We start from the raw sequence: 21,776 nt of genomic DNA on the forward strand, positions 1-21,776 counted from the left end.
CGTCTCGTCGGGTTAGCCGTCGACCGACTTCACATGTAGCCGAGGTCGCGCAGGCGCTCCATCAGGTCCTCTTTGTCCTGGGCGCGGCCCGCGCGCTCGGTCGTGTTTTCCATGTCCTGCAGCCACGCCGGTTCCTCGGCGGACTTGTCGGTCGAGACCTCGCTGCCGAGACTCCGGAAGCCGGCGAAGTACTTCGGCGAGACGGGAACGTCCTCCTGCGTGACGCCCTCGGGGAGGTCGGTGTCACTCGTGGGGACGTAGCCGTCCTCGGGGTAGTTCTCGACGGTGTCCGGGACCGCGAAGTACCAGAAGGCGTCCCAGACGGCGCTCTCTTCGAACTGGAGGATGGGTTGAATGCGGTCGTGCGGGGGGTAGATGTCGGGGTTGTGACGGGGGCTGAAGAACGTCTCGTCGGCGCGGGCTTCCTGTTCGTCCCAGCGGACGCCGGAGATGACGCCGTCGATGTCGTACTCCTCGAGCGTGTCGTTGAGCGCGACGGTCTTCAGCAGGTGGTTGCCGACGTAGGTGTCGAGCAGGAAGGGGAAGGTGTCCTCTTCGTACTCGAGGATGTTGCGGATGTGGTGCTGGTTGTGCTCGGAGAGTTCCGAGACGGGGATGTCGTCGCCGGGTTCGAGGCCGTTCTCGTCGACGTACGCGCCGACGTCCTCGTTGCGGGCCCAGATGACGTCGAGGTCCCACTCGTCGGCCCAGTGCTTGACGAAGTCCATGATCTCGTCGAAGTGCTGGTAGTGGTCGATGAAGACCGCCGGCGGGACTTCGAGGTCGTAGCGCTCTGCGACCTCCTTGATGAAGTAGAGCGTGAGCGTGGAGTCCTTGCCACCGGTCCACATCACGGCGGGGTTCTCGTACTGCTCGAGTCCCTGCTTCGTGACCTCGATGGCCTTCTCGATCTTGTCCTCGATACTCGGGTAGTCCTCCGGCGTCTCGCCCTCGCCGTCGGTGTAGTCGACGTCGAGGTAGTCCGGGAAGGCTTCGGCTTCCGACATGATGTGTAATTACATCTAATTAGGCGGTGTAAATGCTTTTTGCCCGAGGATTAGTGTGATGCGTGATACCGCCGAACACGATTTGGGCCGCTGACTCACGTGGCTCGGCGGTGACGGGGTGGGAAGATACGACGCGGTTAGGAGATGAACTTGTTGTCGCGCCAGTTGATTCCGCTGTCCGAGGACCCGTTCTGCTGGGGGTTCTCGACGACTTCGACGGAGGCGGCGCGGACTTCGCCCTCGACGATGCGCGTCGCCTGGAGTTCGTCGCTTTCCTCGGTGATGGCGGTCAGCGTCCCCTTCTCCGAGAGCATCGCGATCTCGCGGAGGACGAGGAACATCGGGTACTGGAGCGCCGTGTTCTGGAGCACGGTTTCGAGGTCGCCTTTGAAGCAGGCGAACTCGACGAGTTCGGAGGGTATCTCCTCTTCTTCGTCGTCTCCCCAGTTGGGCGCGCCCGCTCGGGGCGGCTCTTCCTCGTAGACGCGATTTTCCGTCACGCTCGCTTTCAACTGGGCCGTCGGCGTGTACTTGCTGAGGTTGTCGTCGGCGGAGACGGCTTTGATGATGAGGGTGTTGTTTCGGCGGGTGATGTCTACGTTCTCGACCTCAGGCGGCAGTTCTGGGTCGTTTTCGAAGTAGTCCATCACGTCTTCGAGTGGCAGTTCCAACGTCGAATGGAGTCGATATACGCGGCCTGACATTGTTGGCTTCGGTATCGACGAGAGCCACGGTGCGGGCGCACCCGGATGGCGATACCTGTGTGCATGTACGAGTTCGAGGCTTATATGGCCTCCCCTTCTCGTTAGGCGACAGATAAGAAGTCGGCGTCGGGCCGCGGTCCGGCGGTCTGCCGGGGTCGCTTCCGGCGGTCAGTTCGCGCCGGTCAGCGTCGCTTCGAGTTCGCCGCGTTCGTCGAGTTCTTCGAGGATGTCGCTGCCGCCGACGAACTCGCCGTCGACGAACGTCTGGGGGATGGTCTCCCAGTCGCTTTTCTCCTTGAGCGCCTCGCGGTAGTGCGGGAGCGCGGGCAGCACGTCGACGGTCTCGAACTCGTCGACGTACTGGGAGATGAGGTCGACCGCCTTCGCGGAGTAGCCGCACTGCGGCATCAGGCGGTTACCCTTCATGAACAGGACGACGCGGTTGTCCGCGACGGCTTCGTCGACGCGGGACTGTACTTCCTCTGGGTCCAAGCTCTCCGGTTGGAACGTCATGCGCCCAGATAACCGCCGGGCGGACAAAGGAGTTGCGTCGCCGGTGGGTTCGGTCCGCAGGGCCGACTCCGACTGCGCGGCGGCCCGTGCTGGGCGTTACTGCTCGCCGACGCGGACGACGTTGATGAGCGAGTGAACCGGGACGCCGTCTATCTCTTCGACGCCCTGCTTGTCGACGATGACCACGCACGCGAGGGGTTCGCCGCCCTCGGAGCGGATGGCGTCGATAGTCTCGCGGAGGGTCGTACCGCTCGTCACCGTGTCGTCGACGATGAAGCAGTTCCGTCCCTCGACGGGGGCGAAGTTCCGGGAGAAGCCGCCGCCGAGGTCCTCGATGTCGCCTTCGTCCCACTGGTGTTTCGCGGGCGAGTAGGCCGCGAGGGTCGTTTCGAGTTCGCGCGAGACGGAGGTCGCGAGGGGGACGCCCGCCTTCTCGATACCGACGGTCACGTCGGCCTCGCCGTTCGTCTCCATGAGCAGGTCGGCGAGTGCGCGCCCGACGTAGGTGAGGCGCTTGCCGCCGCTGCCGATGGCGTTCCAATCGACGTGGATGTCGTCGGGGCCGTCGGGCTCTACCTGGGGTTCGGGTTCGGTCGCCGCGCCGCTCCGTTCGACCAGCCAGCTTGCGGTCTCGCGGGAGACGTTCAACTCGTCGGCAATCTCGCCCTTCGAGAGGCCACGGTCCGCGAGCTCCGCCGCGCTGGCGATGAGGTCGTCGACGTTCTTCATACAGTATCGAATTCGATGGCCGTTTTTATAGTGGTGTCGTCGTCTTCGAATGCTGCTTCGAACTCCGAAAGCGGGTGGACGCCGGTGACGAGGTCGCGGAGGAACCACCGCGGGAGCTTGGTGAACGTCACGGTCGCGGCCTCGAAGTGCTTGACGTGGGAGTTGACGCTGCCGACGAGCGCCTTGTTGTGGAGAACCATCTCGCGGTGGAACGCGCCGGCGTCGACCTCGAACTCCCAGTCGCTCGGGACGCCGAGGAGCGCCGCGACGCCGTTCGGCGCGAGCGCCTGCACCGACTGGATGGCGTGTTTGGGGAACCCGGTCGCCTCGTAGATGAAGTCCATGTGCTCGTGTGCGTCCGGAATCTCCTCGACCGAGGTCTCGCGGGAGTCGACGTAGGTCGCGCCGAGCTTCTCCATGATGTCGATGGTCGGGTCGGGGCGGTCGCGCCGACCGAGGCAGTAGAGGTCCTCGTAGCCCTTATCGTCGGCTTTCAGCATGGCGAGCGTCAGGAGTCCGAGGCTCCCGTTGCCGAGGACGAGCGCCGACGAGGGGGTCCAGTCGAACGCGGAGCGGCTCGCGTAGGCGTGCTCGCGGGCCTTCTCGGTGATGGAGATGGGCTCGATGAGGAAGCCGAGTTCGGCCTGCGAGCGCGGGATGCGGACGAGGTAGTCCGACGGGCTGGTGAAGTACTCGGACATGAACCCGTGCGCGCCGACGATACCGCGCTCGGCGTACATCCCGTCGGGAGCCATGTCGGGTTGGTCCTTCTCGAAGTACTCGTTCGTCCCGGACGCCGGGGGGCGGCGGACCGTCGGCACGACGATGTCGCCTTCCTCCAGTTCGGTGTCGTTCGGGTCGACGACGATACCGACCGCCTCGTGGCCGAGCACGAGGTGGTCTTCGCCCTCGGGGAACCCCCCGTGGCCGCCGGCGATGACCTCGTGGTCCGTCCCGTCCACGCCGACCCGAAGCGTTCGGACGAGCGCCTCCCCGACGTCGGGTTCCGGTCGCGGCTTCTCGATGACGACCGGTTTGTCTTCCCCGCGCTTGACGGCGATTGCTTTCATACCCCCACCAATGCACCACCCCACCAAAAGACTTATTCTATGATGAGTAAATAATTCAGCCACGGTGAGCGCCCTGCGTCGTCGCACCAGCCCATGACGAACCGCCTCGCGCGGACCAGCCTGTCCAGCCCAACCGTGCCGGCGCTCGCCGAACCCGTGCCCGAACCGCACCGAAGCCGATACCCCGTGCCCGTCGGCTTCTGAGGCGGTCTCGGTTTTCTCCTGACGGTCGCTCGGCTCAGCGACGCGTTCGACCGACCGCAGAAAGTAGCGTACCGCTTCGCCGGGCCGACGTTCCAACGACCCGGTCGACGGTTCAGTTCTCGATGTCGTCGACGAGTTCGTCCGCGAGACCGACGTACGTCGCGGGCGTGAGCGCGAGCAGTTCCTCGCGAGTTTCCTCGTCAACGTCGAGGTCCGCGAAGAGGTCGTGGAAGTCGTCGAGGGTCACCTCGCGGCCGCGGGTGAGCTCCTTCACTCGCTCGTAGGCCTGCGTGTCGCCCTCGCGGCGGAGAATCGTCTGGACGGCCTCGCCGATGATGGCCGGCGTGTCGTCGAGTTCGTCGCGCATGACCTGCTCGTTCGGGACGACCTTGCCGAGGCCGGTCTGGGTCTTCTTGTAGCCGATGAGGCAGTGGGCGAACGCCGCGCCGATGTTCCGCTTGACCGTGGAGTCCGAGAGGTCGCGCTGGAGGCGCGAGGTCGTCACGTAGTCGGCGAGGAACGTCAGGTCCGCGTTGGCCTTCGAGAGGTTGCCCTCGGAGTTCTCGAAGTCGATGGGGTTGACCTTGTGCGGCATCGTCGACGAGCCGGTCTCGCCCTCGACGGCCTCCTGTCCCAGATAGCGGTCGGAGACGTAGAGCCACGCGTCGCGGTCGAGGTCGACGAGGACGTTGTTGACGCCGCGGACGGCGTCGAACAGCGCCGCGAGGTCGTCGCAGGGGTTGACCTGCGTGGCGAGCGCGGTGTGTTCGAGGCCGAGCGACCCGACGAACTCGCGGGAGAACGCCCGCCAGTCCACGTCGGGGTAGGCGGCGACGTGGGCGGCGTAGACGCCCGACGCGCCCGCGAGCTTGCCGGCGAGTTCGTCGGTCGCGGCCTCGACGCGGGCGAGCGTCCGACCGAGACGGGCGGCGTAGACGGCCATCTCCTTGCCGAACGTCGTCGGGGTCGCGGGCTGCCCGTGAGTGCGCGCGAGCATGGGCACGTCGCGGAACTCCCGCGCGAGCGAGACGAGTTCGTCGCGGGTGTCGCGGAGTTCGGGCACGAGGACTTCCTCGACCGCGCCCTTCACCATGAGACGCTGGGCGAGGTTGTTCACGTCCTCGGAGGTGAGCCCGAAGTGAATCCACGGGTGGACCGACTCGTCGGTCTCGGTGCGGATGAAGTACTCGACGGCCTTCACGTCGTGATTCGTCGCCGAGAACCCTTCTGCGCCCTCGACTTCGAGCCGTTTCACGAGGTCGGCGTCGTCGGCGTCGAACGCCTCGTAGAGTGCTCGGAGGTCGGCGCGCTCGCTCTCGGAGAACGAAAGGGGCGTCGCGTCGAGGTCGGCGAGCGCGAGGAGGTACTCCACTTCGACTTCAACGCGGGCGCGCATGAGGGCGGCCTCGCTGACGTGCGGCGCGAGGGGTGCGGTTCGGGAGGCGTATCGCCCGTCGAGCGGGGACACCGCGTACAGCGGGTCGTGCCGGTCGGCGTCGGTCATGTCTGAGTCGTCACGATGGGGGAGGTTAAACGCCGGGGGTTCGTCGCCGCCGCGGAGGCGATACTTGCGCACAAGTATGCCCACTCAGACGCGCTCTGCGGCTGCGTGTCGTCACACATATACACAATCGAGTATATATTGCCGTCGAGGACCGCAACCACTTTGAGGGCCGCGAGTCCCCTTTCTCACATGGTCACCATCGCCGGTCTCGCGAGCAACCGCGGACGAAACCTTCGCAACGTCGCCGACCGCGCCCCCGGCGGGGCGGAACTCGGCGTCGTCGTCTCGAACAGCGCCGACGCGCCCGTCCTCGACTGGGCGGACGAACACGGCATCCCCAGCGAAGTCGTCGAGCGCGGCGACGACGAGGCCCGCGAGTCCCACGAGGAGCGCATCCTCGACGCCCTCGCGGACTACGACTTCGACCTCGTCTGCCTCGACGGCTACATGCGCGTGCTCACTTCGACGTTCCTCGACGCCGCGCCGACGACGCTCAACGTCCACCCGTCGCTGCTCCCCGCGTTCCCCGGCATGGACGCCCACGAACAGGTGCTCGACGCCGGCGTCAAGACGACCGGCTGTACGGTCCACGTCGTCAACGAGGAGGTCGACGCCGGCCCCATCGTCACGCAGGAGGCCGTTCCGGTCTACACCGACGACGACGCCGACGACCTCAAATCGCGCGTCCTCTACGACGCCGAGTTCAAGGCCTACCCGCGCGCAGTCCGCTGGTTCGCCGAGGGCCGCGTGACGGTCGAAGACGATTCCGTCACCGTCGAGGGCGACGTTGACGCCGGGCTCCCCGAGCGCCGCGTCACCTCCGAGGACCGCTACGACGAACTCCGCTACGGCGAGAACCCGCACCAGGACGCCGCGGTCTACGTGGACGAGACGTGCGACGAGGCGTCGGTCGTCGGCGCGCCCCAGCTCAACGAGGGCGCGAAGGGGCTTTCGTACAACAACTACAACGACGCCGACGGCGCGCTGAACATCATCAAGGAGTTCGACGAGCCTGCCGCGGCGGTCATCAAGCACACGAACCCCGCCGGCTGCGCCACCGCCGACACGCTCGCGGAGGCCTACGCCGACGCCCTCGCCACCGACCCGATGAGCGCCTTCGGCGGCATCGTCGCGCTCAACCGCGAGTGCGACGCCGAGACGGCCGAGCTCATCATCGACTCGTTCAAGGAAGTCGTCGTCGCGCCCGGCTACACCGACGACGCGCTCGACGTGCTGACCGAGAAGAAGAACCTCCGCGTCCTCGATGTGGGCGAACTCGGCGACCGGACCGAGACGTACACCGAAAAGGCGCTCGTCGGCGGGCGACTCGTTCAGGAGCGCGACCTCTGGACGCCGACGCTGGACGACCTCGAAGTCGTCACCGAGACCGAACCCACGGACGAGCAGTTGGAGACGATGCTGTTCGCGTGGAAGGTCCTGAAGCACGTGAAGTCCAACGGGATTCTCTTCGCCAAGGGCACCGAGACGGTCGGCGTCGGCATGGGGCAGGTCTCCCGGGTCGACGCGGTCGAACTCGCCGCGATGAAGGCTGAGGAACACGCCGAGGGCAAAGACGCGCAGGGAGCCGTCATGGCCTCCGACGCGTTCTTCCCGTTCCCGGACGGCGTGGAGAAGGCGGCCGACGCGGGCATCGAGGCGGTCATCCAGCCCGGCGGCTCGGTGAACGACGAGGACGTCATCGAGGCGTGCGACGAGCGCGGAATTGCGATGGTCTTCACCGGCCAGCGGTGCTTTAGACACGACTGAGCGGAGCGAAGGAGCGTCTAAAGCTCGAAGCACGACCGGAGGGAGTGCTTCGGTGTTTCCGCCACGATTAGTGGTGGAAACTCGTGGCCGCGCGTAGCGCGGACGCGATGCTTCCGTCACGACTGAACAGCGTGAAGGAGTGACGGAAGTCAGTGAGACGAACGAATGTGAGTCTCGCGCGATTTTGGGCACGACTGGACATCTCCTCTCTCACTTCCAGACGCCCCGAGACCGTTCCCACGTCCTAACACCGACGGTGTCCCTTCAAGTGTCGGCGAGGCGAACACAGAGGTATGTACGAACACATCCTGGTGCCGACCGACGGGAGCGAGGGGACGATGCAGGCGGTCGAACACGCGCTCGAACTCGCCGACGCGGAGTCGAAGATTCACGTGCTGTCGGTCGTCGACCAGCGGGTGTACCTCGCCGCCGGCGGCGACCAACAGGACGCGGTCATCCAGTCGCTCCGCGACGACGCGGTACAGGCGGTCGAGCGGTGCGCCGAGAAGTGCGAGGGGAAGGCCTCGACGGCGACCGCAATCCGCGACGGCGTGCCGCACCGGGTCATCCTCGACTACGCCGACGAACACGACGTCGACGTGGTCGTGATGGGGACCCACGGGCGGACCGGTCGCGACAAACTCACCTCGCTCGGGAGCGTCACCGAGCGCGTCATCGAGAACGCCAAGCGCCCGGTGCTCGTCGTCCACATCGACTGAAGCCGGCGCGTTAAGCGCACTCCGGTGACGTTCCGGGTCGCCCGCGGAGCGTCGCCGATGACGGCGGTGGCGGTCGGGGCTGTCGGGCGACCGGCGTCGTGTCGCAGGAGTGACGTGGAGCGTTAGGCCTAAGCCCACCGTCCGGTTTCTCACGCGTATGGAGTACCACGAGGCGGTGAACTTCCTTTTCGACCTCCGGCGGTTTCAGGTCAAGCCGGGGACCGAGTCGATTCAGCGGTTGCTCTCTCACCTCGGCGACCCCCACGAAGGCGTGTCGTTCGTGCAGGTCGCGGGGTCGAACGGCAAAGGAAGCACCGCCCGGATGGTCGACGCGATACTGCGCGAGTCGGGCGCGCACGTCGGCCTCTACACCTCGCCGCACTTCGACGACGTGCGGGAGCGAATCCGCGTCGACGGCCGGAAGATTCCGAAGGCCGCGCTGTCGACGTTCGTGGCCGAAGCCAAGCCGTACCTCGTCGAGCGGGCCGCCGACGGCGAGCCGCTGACCTTTTTCGAGACCGTGACCGCGCTCGCGCTGTGGTACTTCGACCGCGCGGACGTGGACGTGGCGGTCCTCGAAGTCGGGATGGGCGGCGAACTCGACGCGACGAGCGCCGTCGACCCGGTCGCCAGCGCCGTCACCAACGTCTCGCTCGAACACACCGCCGTCCTCGGCGATACCGTCGCGGAAATCGCGAAGACGAAAGCGGCCGTCGCGCCCGCCGACGCGCCGCTCGTAACCGGGGCGACCGGCGAGGCGCTGTCGGTCATCCGCGAGGAGGTCGGCGACGTGCTGACCGTCGGCGACGCCGGCTCCGACGCCGACGTTCGCGCCTCCTACGGCGGCCGCGTCAACCACCAGGAGGCCGCCGTCACCGTCGAGACCGACGACGAGACGCTCGACGTTCGAATCCCGCTTTTGGGCGCGTATCAGGCGCAAAACGCCGGTATCGCCGTTTCGCTCGCCCGGCAGGTCCGCCCCGACATCGACGAGGAGGCGATTCACCGCGGCCTCCGAAACGCCCACTGGCCGGGTCGGTTCGAGGTCATGGGCACGGAGCCGACGGTCGTCCTCGACGGCGCGCACAACCCCGACGCCTGCGCGCAGGTCGCCACCGTCCTCGACGAGTTCGACTACGACGACCTCCACCTCGTCTACGGGGCGATGCACGACAAGGACCACAGCGAGATGGTCGGAGCGCTCCCGGAGGTCGCGTCGGTCGTCACCTGCAAGGCGGACATCTCGCGGGGCGAAGACCCCGAGATTCTGTCGTCCGTCTTCGAGCGCCTCGACGGCCCCGAAGTGGAGACCGGCGGCGCGGTCGCCTCGGCGCTCGACCTGGCGCGCGCCCGCGCCGCCCCGGACGACTGCGTGCTCGTCGTCGGCTCGCTGTACGTCGTCGCCGAGGCGCGCACGACGTGGACGCGGGCGGTCGTCCCGAAATCCCACCGCACCCTCGACGACGCTCGCCGGACGCTCGAACGCGCGAACGTGTCGGACGCCGCCGACCGGGGGGCGCGCGCGAAGCGGGCGGTCAATCGAACTGTCCACACCCGCGTCCAGCGCCGACAGGCCCGAGTGCTCCGCGAGGAACTGCTGTCCGTCGGCGGCGACTGCGCCGTCTCGGGCCACGAGTTCGGCGGCGAACTCGTCGACGTGGTCCTGACCGGGACGCTCGACCAGTTCGAGCGACTGACGGCGGCCCTCGAAGCCCGGCCGTACGCGCTCGCGGGGGTCGCAGCGGAGATTCGGGAGGCGTTCGGCGCGAGCGGCACCGACCGCGACGACGCCGGCGAGTACCCGTGGGACGACGGCACGGCCGTCATGGGTATCCTGAACGTGACGCCGAACAGCTTCCACGACGGCGGGGAGTTCTACGACATCGACGACGCCGTCGAACAGGCGCGGGCGATGGTCGACGCCGGGGTAGACATCATCGACGTGGGCGGCGAGAGCACCCGTCCCGGCGCGGACGAGGTCCCGGTCGACGAGGAGATTCGCCGCGTCGCGCCCGTCATCGAGGCCATCGCCGACCTCGACGTGCTCGTCTCGGTCGACACCCGGAAGGCGGCCGTCGGCGAGGCCGCCCTCGACGCCGGCGCGGACATCCTCAACGACGTGACCGGCCTCGAAGACCCCGAGATGCGCTTTCTCGCGGCCGAGCGCGACACGCCCGTCATCGTGATGCACAGCATCGACGCGCCGGTCGACCCGTCCCGCGAGGTCGACTACGACGACGTGGTCGAGGACGTCATCGACGAACTGACCGAACTGGTGTTACTCGCCGAGAAGGCGGGCATCCCCCGGCGGAACCTCATCGTCGACCCCGGCCTCGGATTCGGGAAGTCGAAGGCCGAGAACTTCGAACTCCTCGGGCGCGCCGACGAGTTCGCCGCGCTCGGCTGTCCGATTCTCGTCGGCCACTCCCACAAGTCGATGTTCTCGCTCGTCGGCGAGGAGCCGGGCGACAACCTCGCGGCGACCGTCGCGGGCACGGCCATCGCCGCCGACCGCGGGGCCGACATCGTCCGCGTCCACGACGTGCCGGAGAACGTCGCGGCCGTGAACGTCGCGCTCGCCTCGCGGGACCCGAGCCGGTTCGAAGGCGACTCGGAGAGCGAAGACTGAGACACGGCTGCCGGCTCAGGTCCCGCGCTTCGACAAACTCTTGTCACACACTTGATTCGATTCGCGTATGTCCCTCCTCCCGTACTGGCTCTCGACGGAGTTCCCACACGTGCTGGTCGTCGCCGTTCCCCTCCTGTTGATACTTCTCCTCGCCGGCGGCCTCGCCGCGAAGGCGGTCGCCTCGCGGGTGCTCGAACCGCGGCAGGACCTCGAACGCCGAGTGGCGGAACTGGAAACGAAACTCGACGAGCGGTCCGACGAGTGAGTGGCGTTTCCCGGTCGTTCGGGAGCCGAATCAGGTACTGGACCGGGAGCCGAAGGCCGGGTCAGCAGTCGGAGCCGGTGTTTTTCTGCGCCGGGTGCCTACTCTCTCTTCGTGTGCACACTCATCCTCGCGTGGCAGGTGTTCGAAGACGCGCCGGTCGTCGTCGCCGCCAACCGCGACGAGCAACTCGGCAGGCCCGCCGAACCGCCACGGCGGTGGGACGACGGCGACGGCCCCGCAATCGTCGCCCCGCGGGACGCCGAGGCGGGCGGGACGTGGGTCGGCTACAACGACGCCGGCGTCTTCGTCGGCATCACCAACCGCTGGGTCGAGGTCGCGGGGGGCGGCGAGCGTTCCCGGGGCCGCCTCGTCCGCGACGCGCTCCGCCGTGAGACCGCCGAGGACGCCGCCCGGTTCGTCGAACACGCGGTCGACGACCACACCTACGACGGCTTCAACCTCGTCGTCGCCGACGAGAACGCCGCGCTGTTCTTCGAGTGGGACGGGAGCGTCTCGGTTCGGAACTTCGACCCCGGCGTCCGCGTGGTCGTCAACGTCGGCACGCCCGACTCGTGGTTCGTCCCCGAGCGACGGCCCGAAGTTGGGGAGCGGCAGGCCGACAACGCCCGGCGATTGGAGGAGGCGCTCCAGCCCGAGCCCGACGAGTCGGTGACTGCGTGGCGCGAGCGGGCGAAGGCGGCGCTGGGCGACCACGATTTCGGCGTCTGCGTCCACGACCCGGAGGGTCGGTTCGGCACGCGCTCGTCGTCGGTCATCACGCTCGGCGAGGCGGAATTCGCCTACGAATTCGCCGACGGCCCGCCGTGTCAGACCGCCTTCGAACCGGTCGAACGTCAGGATTAAACCGCTCGCACGACGTGTAGGTGGTATGAGCGCGAGCGAAGCCGAGCAAGACCTTTCTTCCGACGAGCACGCGGGACTGGAACTCATCCGCGAGTCGGGCGGCATCCACCAGAGCGACTTCTGGAAAGAACTCGACATCTCCTCCCGGAAGGGGAGCCGCATCGCCGAGGTGCTGGAGTCGCTCGGTCTCATCAAGCGAACCGAGACCGTCTACAACGGCCACACCACCTACTACCTCGAACCCGCCGCGCGCGACCTCAGCTTCTCGATGCTGATGGCGGGCGACATGCTCTCGCCGCTCATCGGTGAAGAAGAGATAAACGCCAACAGCAACGCCTTCTCGCAGTGGCTCATGAACCTCGCCTACGAGGAGTACTGAGACGACTGCGGTCTCGTTCGAGAACCCGATAGACGACCGCTTTCCCGATTCTGTTTCCCGTCCGTTTTCCTTCCGTCCGGGTCTGTTTTCATCCCGTTCAGCGTCTCGCTTGCACCCGTCACCGACCGTGAGCGACGCGACGCTCCGCCCGCCGCGTCCGAGCCGACGGTGCGGTCGCTCGGGGGAGATGGGAGTCGAAGAAGAACGCGCGAGAACGGGAACCGCGGGACGCGGTTTACTCTTCGGTCTGTTCGTCGTCCTCGGTCGCCAACAGGTCGTTGGCTTCGAGGTAGCTCTCGATTTCGTCGTTAGACAGCTCGACGAAGCGCTCGGTCTCCGCGGAGACCGTCGCCACGTCGACGCCGTCGGGCGAAGTGCCCTCCTCGCTGGTCGAGCCGATGGCTTCGAGCGCGAGTTCGATACCCTCGTCGAGGGTCAGGTCGTCGCGGAAGTTCTCTTCGAGGTGCTCTTGGTGGTCGCCGCGGTCGGCCCCGATGGAGACGGCCTTCCACTCGTAGGGGGTCCCCGAGGGGTCCGTCTCGTAGAGACGGGGGGTGCCGTTTTCGACGCCGCCGATGAGGAGCGCGACGCCGAACGGGCGCGCGCCGCCGACCTGCGTGTACTGCTGGATGTGGTCGGTGACTTCCTTGGTCAGCGTCTCGATGCCGATGGGTTCGCCGTAGCGGAGGCGGTTGACCTGCGACTGGCGGCGGGCGAAGTCGATGAGCTGGCGGGCGTCGGCGACGTGGCCGGCGCTCGCGATGCCGATGTGGTCGTCCGCCTTGTGAATCTTCTCGACGCTCGTCGGCTCCATCAGCGGCGAGCGAGAGCGCTTGTCCGCCGCGAGGACGACGCCCTCGGGCGTTCGCACGCCGATGCTCGCGGTGCCGCGCTTGACGGCCTCACGAGCGTATTCGACCTGATAGAGTCGACCATCCGGCGAGAAGATCGTAATCCCGCGGTCGTACGCCTGTTGTTGCGCTTGTCCCTGCATGGAATATCACTCGAAATCGAGTTGCGTCGCGCCCGTGAACCCGTCCGGACCGCCGACGTCCAAGAGTGAGTCGCGGACGACGGCGGTTCGGGATTCGTTCTCGAACACGACGGTTCTCTCCTCGGAAATTCCGGCCCGGCCGTGTAAATACCTTTCCGAACAGGCACGCACTGTCCCCGAGACGCCTCGCACTCTCACCCCGACGGGGTCGCCGCCGACGGCGTCGATGCAGGCGAGCGCGGCCCGGGCGTCTTCGACGTGACCGCGACGGGCGCGGACGATAGTCTCGGCGATACCGTCGGCGTAGTCGAATCCGAGGACGGTGAGGTCGGCGTCGGCGCTCCCGGCGTCGCCGTAGAGGTTCTGGGCGGCGTACCAGAGTTCGCGCTGGAACGGCCCGCGGCCGAGGTCGGCGTCGGGCCACGTCTCGACTTCGACGGCGAGGTACCGCCGCCGCGGCCGGAGGTGTTTGGGCAGGTGTTTCATCGGTTCAGTTCACTCGTCGGCGGTCGGCGCTCGCTCGGCGACGAGGACGCCCACCTGCTCGTGGACGGACTCGACGGCCGTGAGGACGAACCCGGCGTCCGTGAGCGCGTCGGCGAGGAAGCCGACGGTCGCGGGGTCGTCCACCTCGGGCGAGTAAAACGGCTCGTCGGGGTCGGGCGTCCCGAAGAACATCACGTCGCCGAGGACGAACCGCCGGGGTTCGAGGTCGGCGATGACCCCGATTGCCTCGCGTTTCTCCTCGTCGGAGAGGTGGTGCATGGCGAAGTTCGTGACCACGATGTCGATTTGCTCGTCGTCGTCCACGTTCGGTTCGCGGAACCGGCCCTCGCCGAACTCGACGTTCTCGATGCCGACTTCGGCCGCCTTGGTTCGGGCCTGTTCGAGCATCCCCTCGCTGATGTCGCGGCCGACGACGCGCTTCGCGTCGGGGGCGAGCGCGAGGGCGATAGCGCCCGTTCCGGTGCCGAGGTCGAGGACCACGTCCTCGGGGGAGGGGTCGGCGTAGTGGACGACGAGCGAGACGCACGCGCGGTACTCATCGCTGTCTTGCGAATCGTCGTACTCCGCGGCGATGTGGGAAAAGCGGGCGGCGTGTTCCTCAATCGTCTTCTTCATACCGTCCCCGTTTGACGCCGGGGGCTATGAACGACTCGGACATGCGCTCGCGGTTGCGCGCCGCGAGGCGACCCCACTCGCGGAGGCCGTCGAGCACCTGCTCGGGGTCGAAGCCGATGACCTCGCCCAGCCCCGCCAGCTCGCGGGGGCTCCGCAGGTGGAGGTGCGACGACGGGGTCGCGGAGACGACGTAGGGCGCGTCGTAGTACTCGACGAGTTCGCGGAGTTTCCGGAGGGCCGAAATCGCCTGTACGCGAGTCCCCCCGTCGCTTCGAAGCACCGGACCGAAGTCGAACTCCACGCGGACGCCGTTGTCGCGGGCGGCCTTGGCGAGGACGTGATTGAAGTTGCCGTCGCCGTCCATCGGACGCGAGAGCACGTCCACTCGCGGCTGTTCGACGGCGAAGCGGTTGAGCGCGTTCGTGCCGCCGCGGAGGATGAGCAGTTCGCGCTGCGGGCGGTAGTTCCCGACCGCGCCGCTGGCGCGTTCCGGGTTCGACGCGTCGATTTCGACGGCGTCGACGAGGTCCACGTCGAGGTCGTCGCGCAGGCGGTCGTAGTCGGGGCTGGCGTCGAGCGCGCGGACGACGACGCCGTCGTAGTCGTACCGACCGGCGGCGACGGCGGCGCGGCTGGCCGTGCTCTCGCCGTCGGGGTGTGCGTAGACCGCCTCGTACATACGCCGACACAGGAACGGGTGGGAAAAGGGCGTTGCGTTCCGGAGCTCCGGCGCGAGGGCGGGCGACGGACCGTCAGAACCGGGCGTACGCAGCGAACGACGCGAGGCAGAGCGCGGCGACGCCCGCACCGACGCCGAAGCCGGGGACCTCGAACCCGGACCGCGAATCGGTCGTCGTCGCCGTCGACGGCGGGGCCGTTTCGGTCGTCGTCGCCGTGGTCTCGACGTCGGGCGTGAGCGTCGAGTCACCGGGCATGTTGTGCGTCACGAGCGTGGCGTTTTCTTGGTAGATAGACTGCTGGTTGTGGCGAATCGAGACTTGAACCGGACCGCCGCGGAGCTGGGACAGCTCCGAGAGGTCGAACGTGACGTCGAACGTGCCGTTTTCGCCGACGCGGACGGCCTTCGAGACGAGGAACGGGTGGGTGTCACCCACGGACTTCACGCGGACGCCGATGAGTGTCCCGGACGAGAACGAGGTCGTCCCGTGGATGTGCTCGTCATCGGCCGCGTCGAGCGTGAGTCCCTCGCCGGAGTGGTCGATAACGGTGCCGTCGGCGGCGACGGCTCCCGGAAGCGACAGCGCGACGACGACGAGGAGGGAGACGACGAGATGGGGAGGGCGCATCGTCCGAAACGTATCGTTCGGACAACAAGTACGTTTTGATTAATTAACAGTTAGGCGGTGAGCGCGGCGACGGCGGCGCGGAGCGCGGCGGCCGCGGTTCGCACGTCGTCGGTGCGCACGTACTCTCTGTCGGCGTGCGCGACCGCGCCCTCGTCGTCGGCGAGGTCGCCGGGACCGAAGACGACGACGGGCGCGGGCGAGAAGTAGGAGGCCTCGGTCGCGGCCGTGAAGGGCCGGACGTCCGCCCGCCCGCCGGCGTCTCGGGAGGCCGCGGCGAGCGCCGTCACGAGTTCGTGGTCGGGGTCGGTCGCGAACGCTTCGAGGAACGGCGTCGGGCGCTCCGTGAGCGCGAAGTCGACGCCAACGTCGTCGGGCGCGGCGGCCCGGAGCGTCGATTCGAGTTCCTCGCGGAAGCCCTCGGCCGTCTCCGGCGGGACGCTCCGGCGGTCGACCACGAGTCGGCAGTCGGCGGGCACCTGATTCGAGTTCGCGCCGCCGTCGACCATCGTCGGCGTCAGCGTCGCCGGGCCGAGTTCGGGGTGGGCCTCGCGGTCGTCGTCGAACGACCGGAGCGCGTCGAGGACCGGCGCGAGCGCGTCCACGGCGTTGACGCCCGACTGCGGCTCGGCCGCGTGCGCGGCGACGCCCGACAGCGACACCGTTCCCTCGAACCGACCCTTCGCGGCCGTACAGACGTCGAGGCCGGTCGGCTCGCCGACGATGTACATGTCGCCGCCGAGGTCGAGTTCGGCGGCGCCCGTCGAGAGGAGTTCCTCGTCGGGCGTGATGGCGAGCGTCACTCGGGCGTCGGGGCCGGGGTCGGCGGCGAAGAAGGCCGAAAGCAGGGCCGCGAGTGGGCCCTTGGCATCGCAGGAGCCGCGGCCGTGGATGACGCCATCGTCGCGGTCGTACGGGACGTGCGGCGAGACGGTGTCGATGTGCGTGTTGAGGACGAGGTGCGTCGCCGGCTCCGCCGCTCCCTTCGAGGCGACGGTGTTGCCGGCGTCGTCCACGGTCGGGGAGACGCCCTCGGCTTCGAGCGTCTCGACCAGCAGGTCGCGCATCTCGCCCACGTCGTCGTTCGACGCGACGGGGACGGCCCGTTCGAGGAACGCCACGGGGTCGAACCCGTCGGCGTCGCCGCTCATCGCTCGCGGAAGACGATGTCGGCTTCGCCGTCGCCCTCGTAGACGGCGGGTCCGCCGAGGAGCGCGGAGCCCTCGTCGGGGACGGTCACGGAGAGCGCGCCGCCCGGCGGGGTGACGGTTACGGGGTCGTCACCGGAGACGTGTCCGAGTCGCTTCGCGGCCGCGACGACGGCGACCGCGCCGGTGCCGCAGGACTGCGTCTCGCCTTCGACGCCGCGCTCGAAGGTGCGCTGGCGGAAGCCGCCCTCGCCGTCGGGGGAGGCGAGCGTGACGTTCGCGCCCTCGGTGAACACCGGTGCGTGACGGACCGCCGGCGCGACCGATTCGAGGTCCACGTCGTCCACGTCGTCGACGAAGGCGACGGCGTGGGGCACGCCCGTGTTGACGGCCGTGACGGTCAGGCCCTCGACCTCGGTGTCGACGAGTTCGTCGTCGGACGCGAGCGGTACGTCGCGGGGCGCAAACGAGGGCGCGCCCATCTCGACGGTCACGTCGGTGCCGTCGAGGCTCGCGCGACGGGTCCCGGCGGGCGTGTCTATCATGACTTCGTTCGTGCCGGTTCGCTCGGCGGCCCACGCGGCCGCGACGCGAGCGCCGTTGCCGCACATGGCGGCGACGGAGCCGTCGGGCTGGACGAGGGTCATGACGACCCGCGGCGGGTCGTAGCGCGATTCGAGCGCGAGGAACAGGACGCCGTCTGCGCCGCGGCGTTCGCTCTCGCTCAGGGTGATTCCGGCCTCGCGGTCGCAGTGGGTGCGGGCGAAGGCGGGTCGGTCCGGGACCGGGTCGTCTGCGTCGACGACGAAGAAGTCGTTTCCAGTGCCGTGGAACTTTTCGAAGGGAACGGTGTTGAGTACGCTCATGATTCTGTGTTGGTGCTTGGTCAGTTGGGGATGTGCTCGGATGCGGTTCGTTCGAGTGCGGTGACGTCGTCGAGGGTCTCGCGCCGGCGGGCCAGTCGGGGGCCGTCGGCGTCGAGGACGACTTCCGGGGGGCGCGGACGAGAGTTGTAGGTGCTCGCCATCTCGTAGCCGTACGCCCCCGCGTTGCCGAGCGCGAGACAGTCGCCGCGCTCGGGTTCGGGGAGTTCGCGGCCGTCGGCGAACACGTCGCTCGTCTCGCAGACGGGGCCCGCGACGATGGTCGAAACCGGGTCGGCGTCGGGCCGAGAGAGGTTTGAAATCGCGTGGTACGCGTCGTACATCGCCGGTCGGAGCAGGGTCGTCATACCAGCGTCGATGCCGACGACGGTCGTCTCGGGGGCCTCCTTCACGGTGTTGACCCGCGAGAGGAGGACGCCGGCGTCGGCGACGACGTAGCGGCCGGGTTCGATTGCGAGTCGCGCGTCCACCTCGCCGAGCGCCTCGCGGGTCGCGTCGGCGACGGCGTCGAGGTCGAGCGGCGGTTCGTCCTCGCGGTAGGGGACGCCGAAGCCGCCGCCCACGTCGACGAATTCGAGGTCGCCGACCTCTCGGGCGAGGTCGCCCATCCGGCGGACCAACTCGCGGTGCGCCGAGAGGTCGTCGCCGGAGATGCCGCTTCCCGCGTGGGCGTGGACGCCGACGAGGTCGAACTCGTCGCGCGCGTCGGCGGCGATGTCGGGGACGCGGTCGATGGGGATGCCGAACTTCGCGTGCCCGCCGGTCGTGACCTTCTCGTGGTGGCCCGCGCCGACGCCGGGGTTCGCCCGGAGGCAGAGCCGACCGTCGAAGCCGCGCTCGCGCAGGCGGTCGATAGTGTCCGCCGCGCCGACCGTGACGGTCATCTCGGGGTTCGACTCCCACCGCGAGACGACGTGGTCGAGGTCGGCGTCCGGCGGGTTGACCGCCGTGTAGCGGACGCGCTCGCCGGGGAAGCCGGCGTCGAGGGCGCGCTCGACTTCGCCCGCGGAGGCGCACTCGGCGTCGACGCCGGCCTCGCGGACGGTTTCGAGCACCGCGCGACCGGCGTGGGCCTTGACGGCGTAGCTGACGTGCGCCTCGGGGAACGCCTCGCGGAGTCGGTGACAGTTCTCGCGGACGCGACGGAGGTCGGTCACGTACAGCGGCGAGCCGAACTCGTCGGCGAGCGACAGCAGGTGCTCGCGGTCCCAGTCCGAGAGCCGCCGGACGGCCGGCCCGCCGCCGCTCATTCGCGCAGCGCCTCCTCCCGACGGGTGGCGTCGAGGGTGTCGTCCTCGATGTCGAGGGCGACGACCGCGGGCTTGTACGCGCCGCCGGCGAACAGGTCGTGGTCGCCGAGCGACGACTCCACGAAGCGCGTGAAGGCGCGGCGGTTCGCGGGCAGGTGGCCGTAGTAAATCTCCTCGTCCACGAGGTCGTAGACGGGGATTCGGGGCGTCAGAAGCGTGTTCTCGCCGACGATGGAGTTCTCGCCGACGACGAAGCCGGAGGTGACTCGACAGCCCGCGCCGAGCGCCGCGCCGTCTTCGACGACGACCGGGGCGTCCTCGACGGGTTCGAGCACGCCGCCGATGAGCGTGTTCGCGCCGAGCTTGACGTTCGCGCCGATCTGCGCGCAGGAGCCGACGGTGTCACAGGAGTCCACGAGCGTGCCGTCGCCGACGTGCGCGCCGACGTTCACGAACGAGGGGCTCATCATGATGCAGTCGGAGCCGAGGTACGCGCCGCGGCGGATGGCGGTGCCGTCCGGGGTGTTGCGCGTGCCGCGCTCGCCGAGGTCTTCGGTGTCGCGCAGGGGGAGCACGTCGTGGTAGCGGACGTCGCCGTACTCGCGGGCGAGCGTCTCGCGCAGGCCGAAGTTGAGCAGGATGCCCCGCTTGACCCACTCGTTGGCCTCCCACGAGGTCACGTCGGAGCCGGTCTTCTCGGCGGCGCGCACCTCGCCCGCTTCGAGGGCGTCGAGGAACGCGTCGAGCGTGTCGAGTTCGTCGACGGTCGCCGATTCGGCGTCCACGTCGCCGTCGTTGTATCGCTGCCACAGGTCTCGTACGTCGGATTCCAGGTTCATTCGAGTACCTCGGTGAAGTCGTACCACCCGGCGTCGCGGTCGGAGAGCCACGCCGCGGCGTCGAGCGCGCCAGCGGCGAAGACCCCCCGCGACCCCGCGCGGTGTGTGAGTGATAGTGACTCGTGATTTCCAGCCAGTAATACCTCGTGCTCACCGGCAATATCCCCCGCCCGGCGAGCGTGGACGCCGACTTCGCCCTCGGACCGGGGCGCTTCGCCCTCGCGGCCGTGGACGCGCGGGGACTCACCGCGTGCTTCGTCGATGTCGTCGAGGATGGTCAGCGCCGTTCCGCTCGGGGCGTCGCGCTTGGCGTTGTGGTGCGTCTCCGTGAGTTCGATGTCGTAGCCGTCGAGGGCGGGAACCGCCTCGCGGACGGCCCGGCGGAGCGCCGCGATGCCGCGCGAGAAGTTCGAGGCGTACAGCACCGGGACCTCCGATGCGGACTCGCGGAGCGCGTCGAAGCCGCCCTCGCTCAGCCCGGTCGTGCCGGTGACGAAGCCGACGCCCGCCTCCGCGCAGGCCGACGCGTACTCGATGCAGGAACCCGGGCCGGTGAAGTCGACCACGACGTCGGGGGCGCGCGAGGCGAGCAGGTCGGCGAAGTCGGCCGCGTCCTCGACGGCGACGCCCTCGACCTCGTCGCCGGGCGAGCGACTGACTGCGAAGGCGACCGAGAGGTCGTCGCGGTCGACGGCCGCGGCGAGGACTTCCCCGCCCATGCGGCCGGTCGCGCCGGTGACGCCGAGAGAGACCGTCACTCGGCAGCACCCCCGTCCGGAATCGCCTGTTCGGCTTCGAGGTCGGACAGCAGGCGGCGCAGTTCCTCGGTGTTCTCCTCGGTGAGGCGGGTGAGCGGCGGGCGCAGGCGCGCCGGGCCGTAGCCCCGAATCTCCATGGCCTCCTTGACCGGGATGGGGTTCGTCTCGGAGAACAGGTGGCGGTTCAGCGGGGCGAGGTCGTGGTGGATGTCCCGGGCGCGCTCGTAGTCGCCCTGCAGCGCCGAGTGGACCATCGCACCGACGCGCGCGGGTTCGACGTTCGCCGTGACCGAGATGGCTCCGACGCCGCCGACCGAGAGAATCGGGAGCGTGAGCGCGTCGTCGCCCGACAGCACCGCGAACTGCTCGTCTCGGGTCCGCTCGACGACCTCCGAAATCTGGCCGAGGTCGCCGCTGGCGGCCTTGTAGGCGGTGATGTTCGGGTGCTCGGCGAGCGTCGCGGCCGTCTCGGGCAGGATGTTGCTCCCGGTGCGCCCGGGGACGTTGTAGACGATCTGCGGCAGGTCGATTTCGTCGGCGATGGTCCGGTAGTGCTCGACGAGACCGCTCTGCTCGGGCTTGTTGTAGTACGGCGAGATGAGAAGCAGCGCGTCGGCCCCGGCGTCGGCGGAGCGCCGAGAGAGTTCGAGCGCCTCGCGGGTCGAGTTCGACCCGGAGCCGGCGACGACGGGCACGTCCTCGACGGCCTCGACGGCCGCCTCGACGACCTCGACGTGTTCGTCGTGGGTGAGCGTCGCCGACTCGCCGGTCGAACCGACGGGCACGATGCCGTCGACGCCGGCCTCTTCGAGGCGTCGCACGTCGGCCTGGAACTGTTCGAAGTCGATACTGCCGTCGTCGTGGAACGGCGTGGTCATCGCGGGATAGACGCCGCGGAAGTCGAATGATGTCATGTGTCGGTGATGGGTGTGGTGACGGTCGTGGGAAGGTCGGTATCGGTCGTGTGACCGGAACGTGCGTCAGCCGAAGGCCGCCCGAGACGGGATCGCTACTCCCGCAACGAGCGATTCAGTACGCACGTTTTTTCGAAAAGAAAGCGGCACGCGACGCTGTCGAGGGTGTGGTGACCTCCGAGGGCCGCGTCGCGTCGTTCACACCGGAT

Annotated in this window: 23 protein-coding genes; 6 read left to right on the plus strand and 17 right to left on the minus strand. The window is 68.4% G+C overall.

Annotated elements, in window-relative coordinates:
- Nucleotides 1-29 precede the first annotated feature (29 nt).
- The 6 genes from ABY42_RS05245 to purB all read right to left on the minus strand — a co-directional run bounded on the left by ABY42_RS05245 (nt 30) and on the right by purB (nt 5,731).
- Nucleotides 30-1,007 (minus strand): phosphoadenosine phosphosulfate reductase family protein, encoded by a 978-nt coding sequence (locus ABY42_RS05245; protein WP_004977528.1) that lies wholly within the window; start codon nt 1,005-1,007, stop codon nt 30-32.
- A gap of 137 nt (nt 1,008-1,144) precedes the next feature.
- On the minus strand, nt 1,145-1,711 hold the full coding sequence (locus ABY42_RS05250) for a DUF7110 family protein (RefSeq protein WP_004977527.1): 567 nt from the start codon (nt 1,709-1,711) through the stop codon (nt 1,145-1,147).
- Nucleotides 1,712-1,879: 168 nt separating this feature from the next.
- Nucleotides 1,880-2,224 (minus strand): glutaredoxin family protein, encoded by a 345-nt coding sequence (locus tag ABY42_RS05255; protein ID WP_004977526.1) that lies wholly within the window; start codon nt 2,222-2,224, stop codon nt 1,880-1,882.
- A 96-nt stretch (nt 2,225-2,320) separates the two neighbouring features.
- Nucleotides 2,321-2,953, minus strand: coding sequence for a transcriptional regulator GfcR (gene gfcR, locus ABY42_RS05260; protein WP_004977525.1), 633 nt, complete (start codon nt 2,951-2,953; stop codon nt 2,321-2,323).
- Nucleotides 2,950-4,023: a glucose 1-dehydrogenase gene (locus tag ABY42_RS05265; protein ID WP_050458880.1), complete on the minus strand. Its 1,074-nt coding sequence runs from the start codon at nt 4,021-4,023 to the stop codon at nt 2,950-2,952. Before ABY42_RS05265 ends, gfcR begins: the two co-directional genes overlap by 4 nt.
- A 316-nt stretch (nt 4,024-4,339) precedes the next feature.
- Nucleotides 4,340-5,731 (minus strand): adenylosuccinate lyase, encoded by a 1,392-nt coding sequence (gene purB / locus ABY42_RS05270; RefSeq protein ID WP_004977523.1) that lies wholly within the window; start codon nt 5,729-5,731, stop codon nt 4,340-4,342.
- A gap of 189 nt (nt 5,732-5,920) precedes the next feature.
- On the opposite strand from purB, the gene purH reads away from it, so the two are divergent.
- The 6 genes from purH (at nt 5,921) to ABY42_RS05300 (ending at nt 12,354) form a co-directional block, all read left to right on the plus strand.
- The gene (gene purH / locus ABY42_RS05275) at nt 5,921-7,498 is read left to right on the plus strand and encodes a bifunctional phosphoribosylaminoimidazolecarboxamide formyltransferase/IMP cyclohydrolase (RefSeq protein WP_050458881.1); all 1,578 of its coding nucleotides are present in this window, start codon (nt 5,921-5,923) and stop codon (nt 7,496-7,498) included.
- A gap of 293 nt (nt 7,499-7,791) precedes the next feature.
- Nucleotides 7,792-8,217: a universal stress protein gene (locus tag ABY42_RS05280; RefSeq protein WP_004977521.1), complete on the plus strand. Its 426-nt coding sequence runs from the start codon at nt 7,792-7,794 to the stop codon at nt 8,215-8,217.
- Between the two features lie 157 nt (nt 8,218-8,374).
- Complete coding sequence (folP, locus tag ABY42_RS05285) at nt 8,375-10,846, plus strand: dihydropteroate synthase (protein WP_050458882.1); 2,472 nt, start codon at nt 8,375-8,377, stop codon at nt 10,844-10,846.
- Nucleotides 10,847-10,913: 67 nt separating this feature from the next.
- Nucleotides 10,914-11,111, plus strand: coding sequence for a hypothetical protein (locus tag ABY42_RS05290; RefSeq protein ID WP_050458883.1), 198 nt, complete (start codon nt 10,914-10,916; stop codon nt 11,109-11,111).
- Nucleotides 11,112-11,222: 111 nt separating this feature from the next.
- A complete protein-coding gene (locus ABY42_RS05295) occupies nt 11,223-11,975 on the plus strand; it encodes an NRDE family protein (RefSeq protein ID WP_004977519.1) in 753 nt (250 codons plus the stop codon).
- 25 nt (nt 11,976-12,000) lie between these two features.
- A complete protein-coding gene (locus tag ABY42_RS05300) occupies nt 12,001-12,354 on the plus strand; it encodes a helix-turn-helix transcriptional regulator (RefSeq protein ID WP_004977518.1) in 354 nt (117 codons plus the stop codon).
- Nucleotides 12,355-12,589: 235 nt separating this feature from the next.
- Here the strand turns inward: ABY42_RS05300 and psmA are convergent, their stop codons facing one another.
- From psmA to dapA, 11 genes are all read right to left on the minus strand, one after another.
- A complete protein-coding gene (psmA, locus tag ABY42_RS05305) occupies nt 12,590-13,348 on the minus strand; it encodes an archaeal proteasome endopeptidase complex subunit alpha (RefSeq protein WP_004977517.1) in 759 nt (252 codons plus the stop codon).
- 6 nt (nt 13,349-13,354) lie between these two features.
- A complete protein-coding gene (locus ABY42_RS05310) occupies nt 13,355-13,834 on the minus strand; it encodes an Rpp14/Pop5 family protein (RefSeq protein ID WP_004977516.1) in 480 nt (159 codons plus the stop codon).
- Nucleotides 13,835-13,843: 9 nt separating this feature from the next.
- Nucleotides 13,844-14,470 (minus strand): class I SAM-dependent methyltransferase, encoded by a 627-nt coding sequence (locus ABY42_RS05315; protein WP_004977515.1) that lies wholly within the window; start codon nt 14,468-14,470, stop codon nt 13,844-13,846.
- Nucleotides 14,454-15,149 carry an RNase P subunit p30 family protein gene (locus tag ABY42_RS05320; RefSeq protein WP_004977514.1) on the minus strand — a complete coding sequence of 232 codons (696 nt, stop codon included), beginning with the start codon at nt 15,147-15,149 and terminating at the stop codon, nt 14,454-14,456. Before ABY42_RS05320 ends, ABY42_RS05315 begins: the two co-directional genes overlap by 17 nt.
- Before the next feature lie 73 nt (nt 15,150-15,222).
- Entirely contained in the window at nt 15,223-15,777 is a 555-nt protein-coding gene (locus tag ABY42_RS05325) for a BGTF surface domain-containing protein (RefSeq protein ID WP_004977513.1), read from the minus strand.
- Nucleotides 15,778-15,827: 50 nt separating this feature from the next.
- On the minus strand, nt 15,828-16,925 hold the full coding sequence (locus ABY42_RS05330) for a M20 family metallopeptidase (protein ID WP_050458884.1): 1,098 nt from the start codon (nt 16,923-16,925) through the stop codon (nt 15,828-15,830).
- Entirely contained in the window at nt 16,922-17,788 is an 867-nt protein-coding gene (gene dapF, locus ABY42_RS05335; RefSeq protein ID WP_004977511.1) for a diaminopimelate epimerase, read from the minus strand. The genes ABY42_RS05330 and dapF overlap by 4 nt, the downstream gene beginning before the upstream one ends.
- Before the next feature lie 20 nt (nt 17,789-17,808).
- Entirely contained in the window at nt 17,809-19,056 is a 1,248-nt protein-coding gene (lysA, locus tag ABY42_RS05340) for a diaminopimelate decarboxylase (RefSeq protein WP_004977510.1), read from the minus strand.
- The gene (locus ABY42_RS05345) at nt 19,053-19,895 is read right to left on the minus strand and encodes a 2,3,4,5-tetrahydropyridine-2,6-dicarboxylate N-succinyltransferase (protein ID WP_004977509.1); all 843 of its coding nucleotides are present in this window, start codon (nt 19,893-19,895) and stop codon (nt 19,053-19,055) included. The genes lysA and ABY42_RS05345 overlap by 4 nt, the downstream gene beginning before the upstream one ends.
- Nucleotides 19,892-20,653 (minus strand): 4-hydroxy-tetrahydrodipicolinate reductase, encoded by a 762-nt coding sequence (dapB, locus tag ABY42_RS05350; protein ID WP_050458885.1) that lies wholly within the window; start codon nt 20,651-20,653, stop codon nt 19,892-19,894. The genes ABY42_RS05345 and dapB overlap by 4 nt, the downstream gene beginning before the upstream one ends.
- Nucleotides 20,650-21,567: a 4-hydroxy-tetrahydrodipicolinate synthase gene (dapA, locus tag ABY42_RS05355; protein ID WP_050458886.1), complete on the minus strand. Its 918-nt coding sequence runs from the start codon at nt 21,565-21,567 to the stop codon at nt 20,650-20,652. The genes dapB and dapA overlap by 4 nt, the downstream gene beginning before the upstream one ends.
- Between the last annotated feature and the right edge of the window lie 209 nt (nt 21,568-21,776).

Origin of the sequence: Haloferax gibbonsii, from assembly GCF_001190965.1 — an archaeon.
Classification (GTDB): Archaea; Halobacteriota; Halobacteria; order Halobacteriales; family Haloferacaceae; genus Haloferax; species Haloferax gibbonsii.

Bases quoted from the DNA above. Each gene is read 5' to 3' on its own strand.
- ABY42_RS05245 (WP_004977528.1), bottom strand. From the start codon at position 1,007: ATGTCGGAAGCCGAAGCCTTCCCGGACTACCTCGACGTCGACTACACC.
- ABY42_RS05250 (WP_004977527.1), bottom strand. From the start codon at position 1,711: ATGTCAGGCCGCGTATATCGACTCCATTCGACGTTGGAACTGCCACTC.
- ABY42_RS05255 (WP_004977526.1), bottom strand. From the start codon at position 2,224: ATGACGTTCCAACCGGAGAGCTTGGACCCAGAGGAAGTACAGTCCCGC.
- gfcR (WP_004977525.1), bottom strand. From the start codon at position 2,953: ATGAAGAACGTCGACGACCTCATCGCCAGCGCGGCGGAGCTCGCGGAC.
- ABY42_RS05265 (WP_050458880.1), bottom strand. From the start codon at position 4,023: ATGAAAGCAATCGCCGTCAAGCGCGGGGAAGACAAACCGGTCGTCATC.
- purB (WP_004977523.1), bottom strand. From the start codon at position 5,731: ATGACCGACGCCGACCGGCACGACCCGCTGTACGCGGTGTCCCCGCTC.
- purH (WP_050458881.1), top strand. From the start codon at position 5,921: ATGGTCACCATCGCCGGTCTCGCGAGCAACCGCGGACGAAACCTTCGC.
- ABY42_RS05280 (WP_004977521.1), top strand. From the start codon at position 7,792: ATGTACGAACACATCCTGGTGCCGACCGACGGGAGCGAGGGGACGATG.
- folP (WP_050458882.1), top strand. From the start codon at position 8,375: ATGGAGTACCACGAGGCGGTGAACTTCCTTTTCGACCTCCGGCGGTTT.
- ABY42_RS05290 (WP_050458883.1), top strand. From the start codon at position 10,914: ATGTCCCTCCTCCCGTACTGGCTCTCGACGGAGTTCCCACACGTGCTG.
- ABY42_RS05300 (WP_004977518.1), top strand. From the start codon at position 12,001: ATGAGCGCGAGCGAAGCCGAGCAAGACCTTTCTTCCGACGAGCACGCG.
- psmA (WP_004977517.1), bottom strand. From the start codon at position 13,348: ATGCAGGGACAAGCGCAACAACAGGCGTACGACCGCGGGATTACGATC.
- ABY42_RS05310 (WP_004977516.1), bottom strand. From the start codon at position 13,834: ATGAAACACCTGCCCAAACACCTCCGGCCGCGGCGGCGGTACCTCGCC.
- ABY42_RS05315 (WP_004977515.1), bottom strand. From the start codon at position 14,470: ATGAAGAAGACGATTGAGGAACACGCCGCCCGCTTTTCCCACATCGCC.
- ABY42_RS05320 (WP_004977514.1), bottom strand. From the start codon at position 15,149: ATGTACGAGGCGGTCTACGCACACCCCGACGGCGAGAGCACGGCCAGC.
- ABY42_RS05325 (WP_004977513.1), bottom strand. From the start codon at position 15,777: ATGCGCCCTCCCCATCTCGTCGTCTCCCTCCTCGTCGTCGTCGCGCTG.
- ABY42_RS05330 (WP_050458884.1), bottom strand. From the start codon at position 16,925: ATGAGCGGCGACGCCGACGGGTTCGACCCCGTGGCGTTCCTCGAACGG.
- dapF (WP_004977511.1), bottom strand. From the start codon at position 17,788: ATGAGCGTACTCAACACCGTTCCCTTCGAAAAGTTCCACGGCACTGGA.
- lysA (WP_004977510.1), bottom strand. From the start codon at position 19,056: ATGAGCGGCGGCGGGCCGGCCGTCCGGCGGCTCTCGGACTGGGACCGC.
- ABY42_RS05345 (WP_004977509.1), bottom strand. From the start codon at position 19,895: ATGAACCTGGAATCCGACGTACGAGACCTGTGGCAGCGATACAACGAC.
- dapA (WP_050458886.1), bottom strand. From the start codon at position 21,567: ATGACATCATTCGACTTCCGCGGCGTCTATCCCGCGATGACCACGCCG.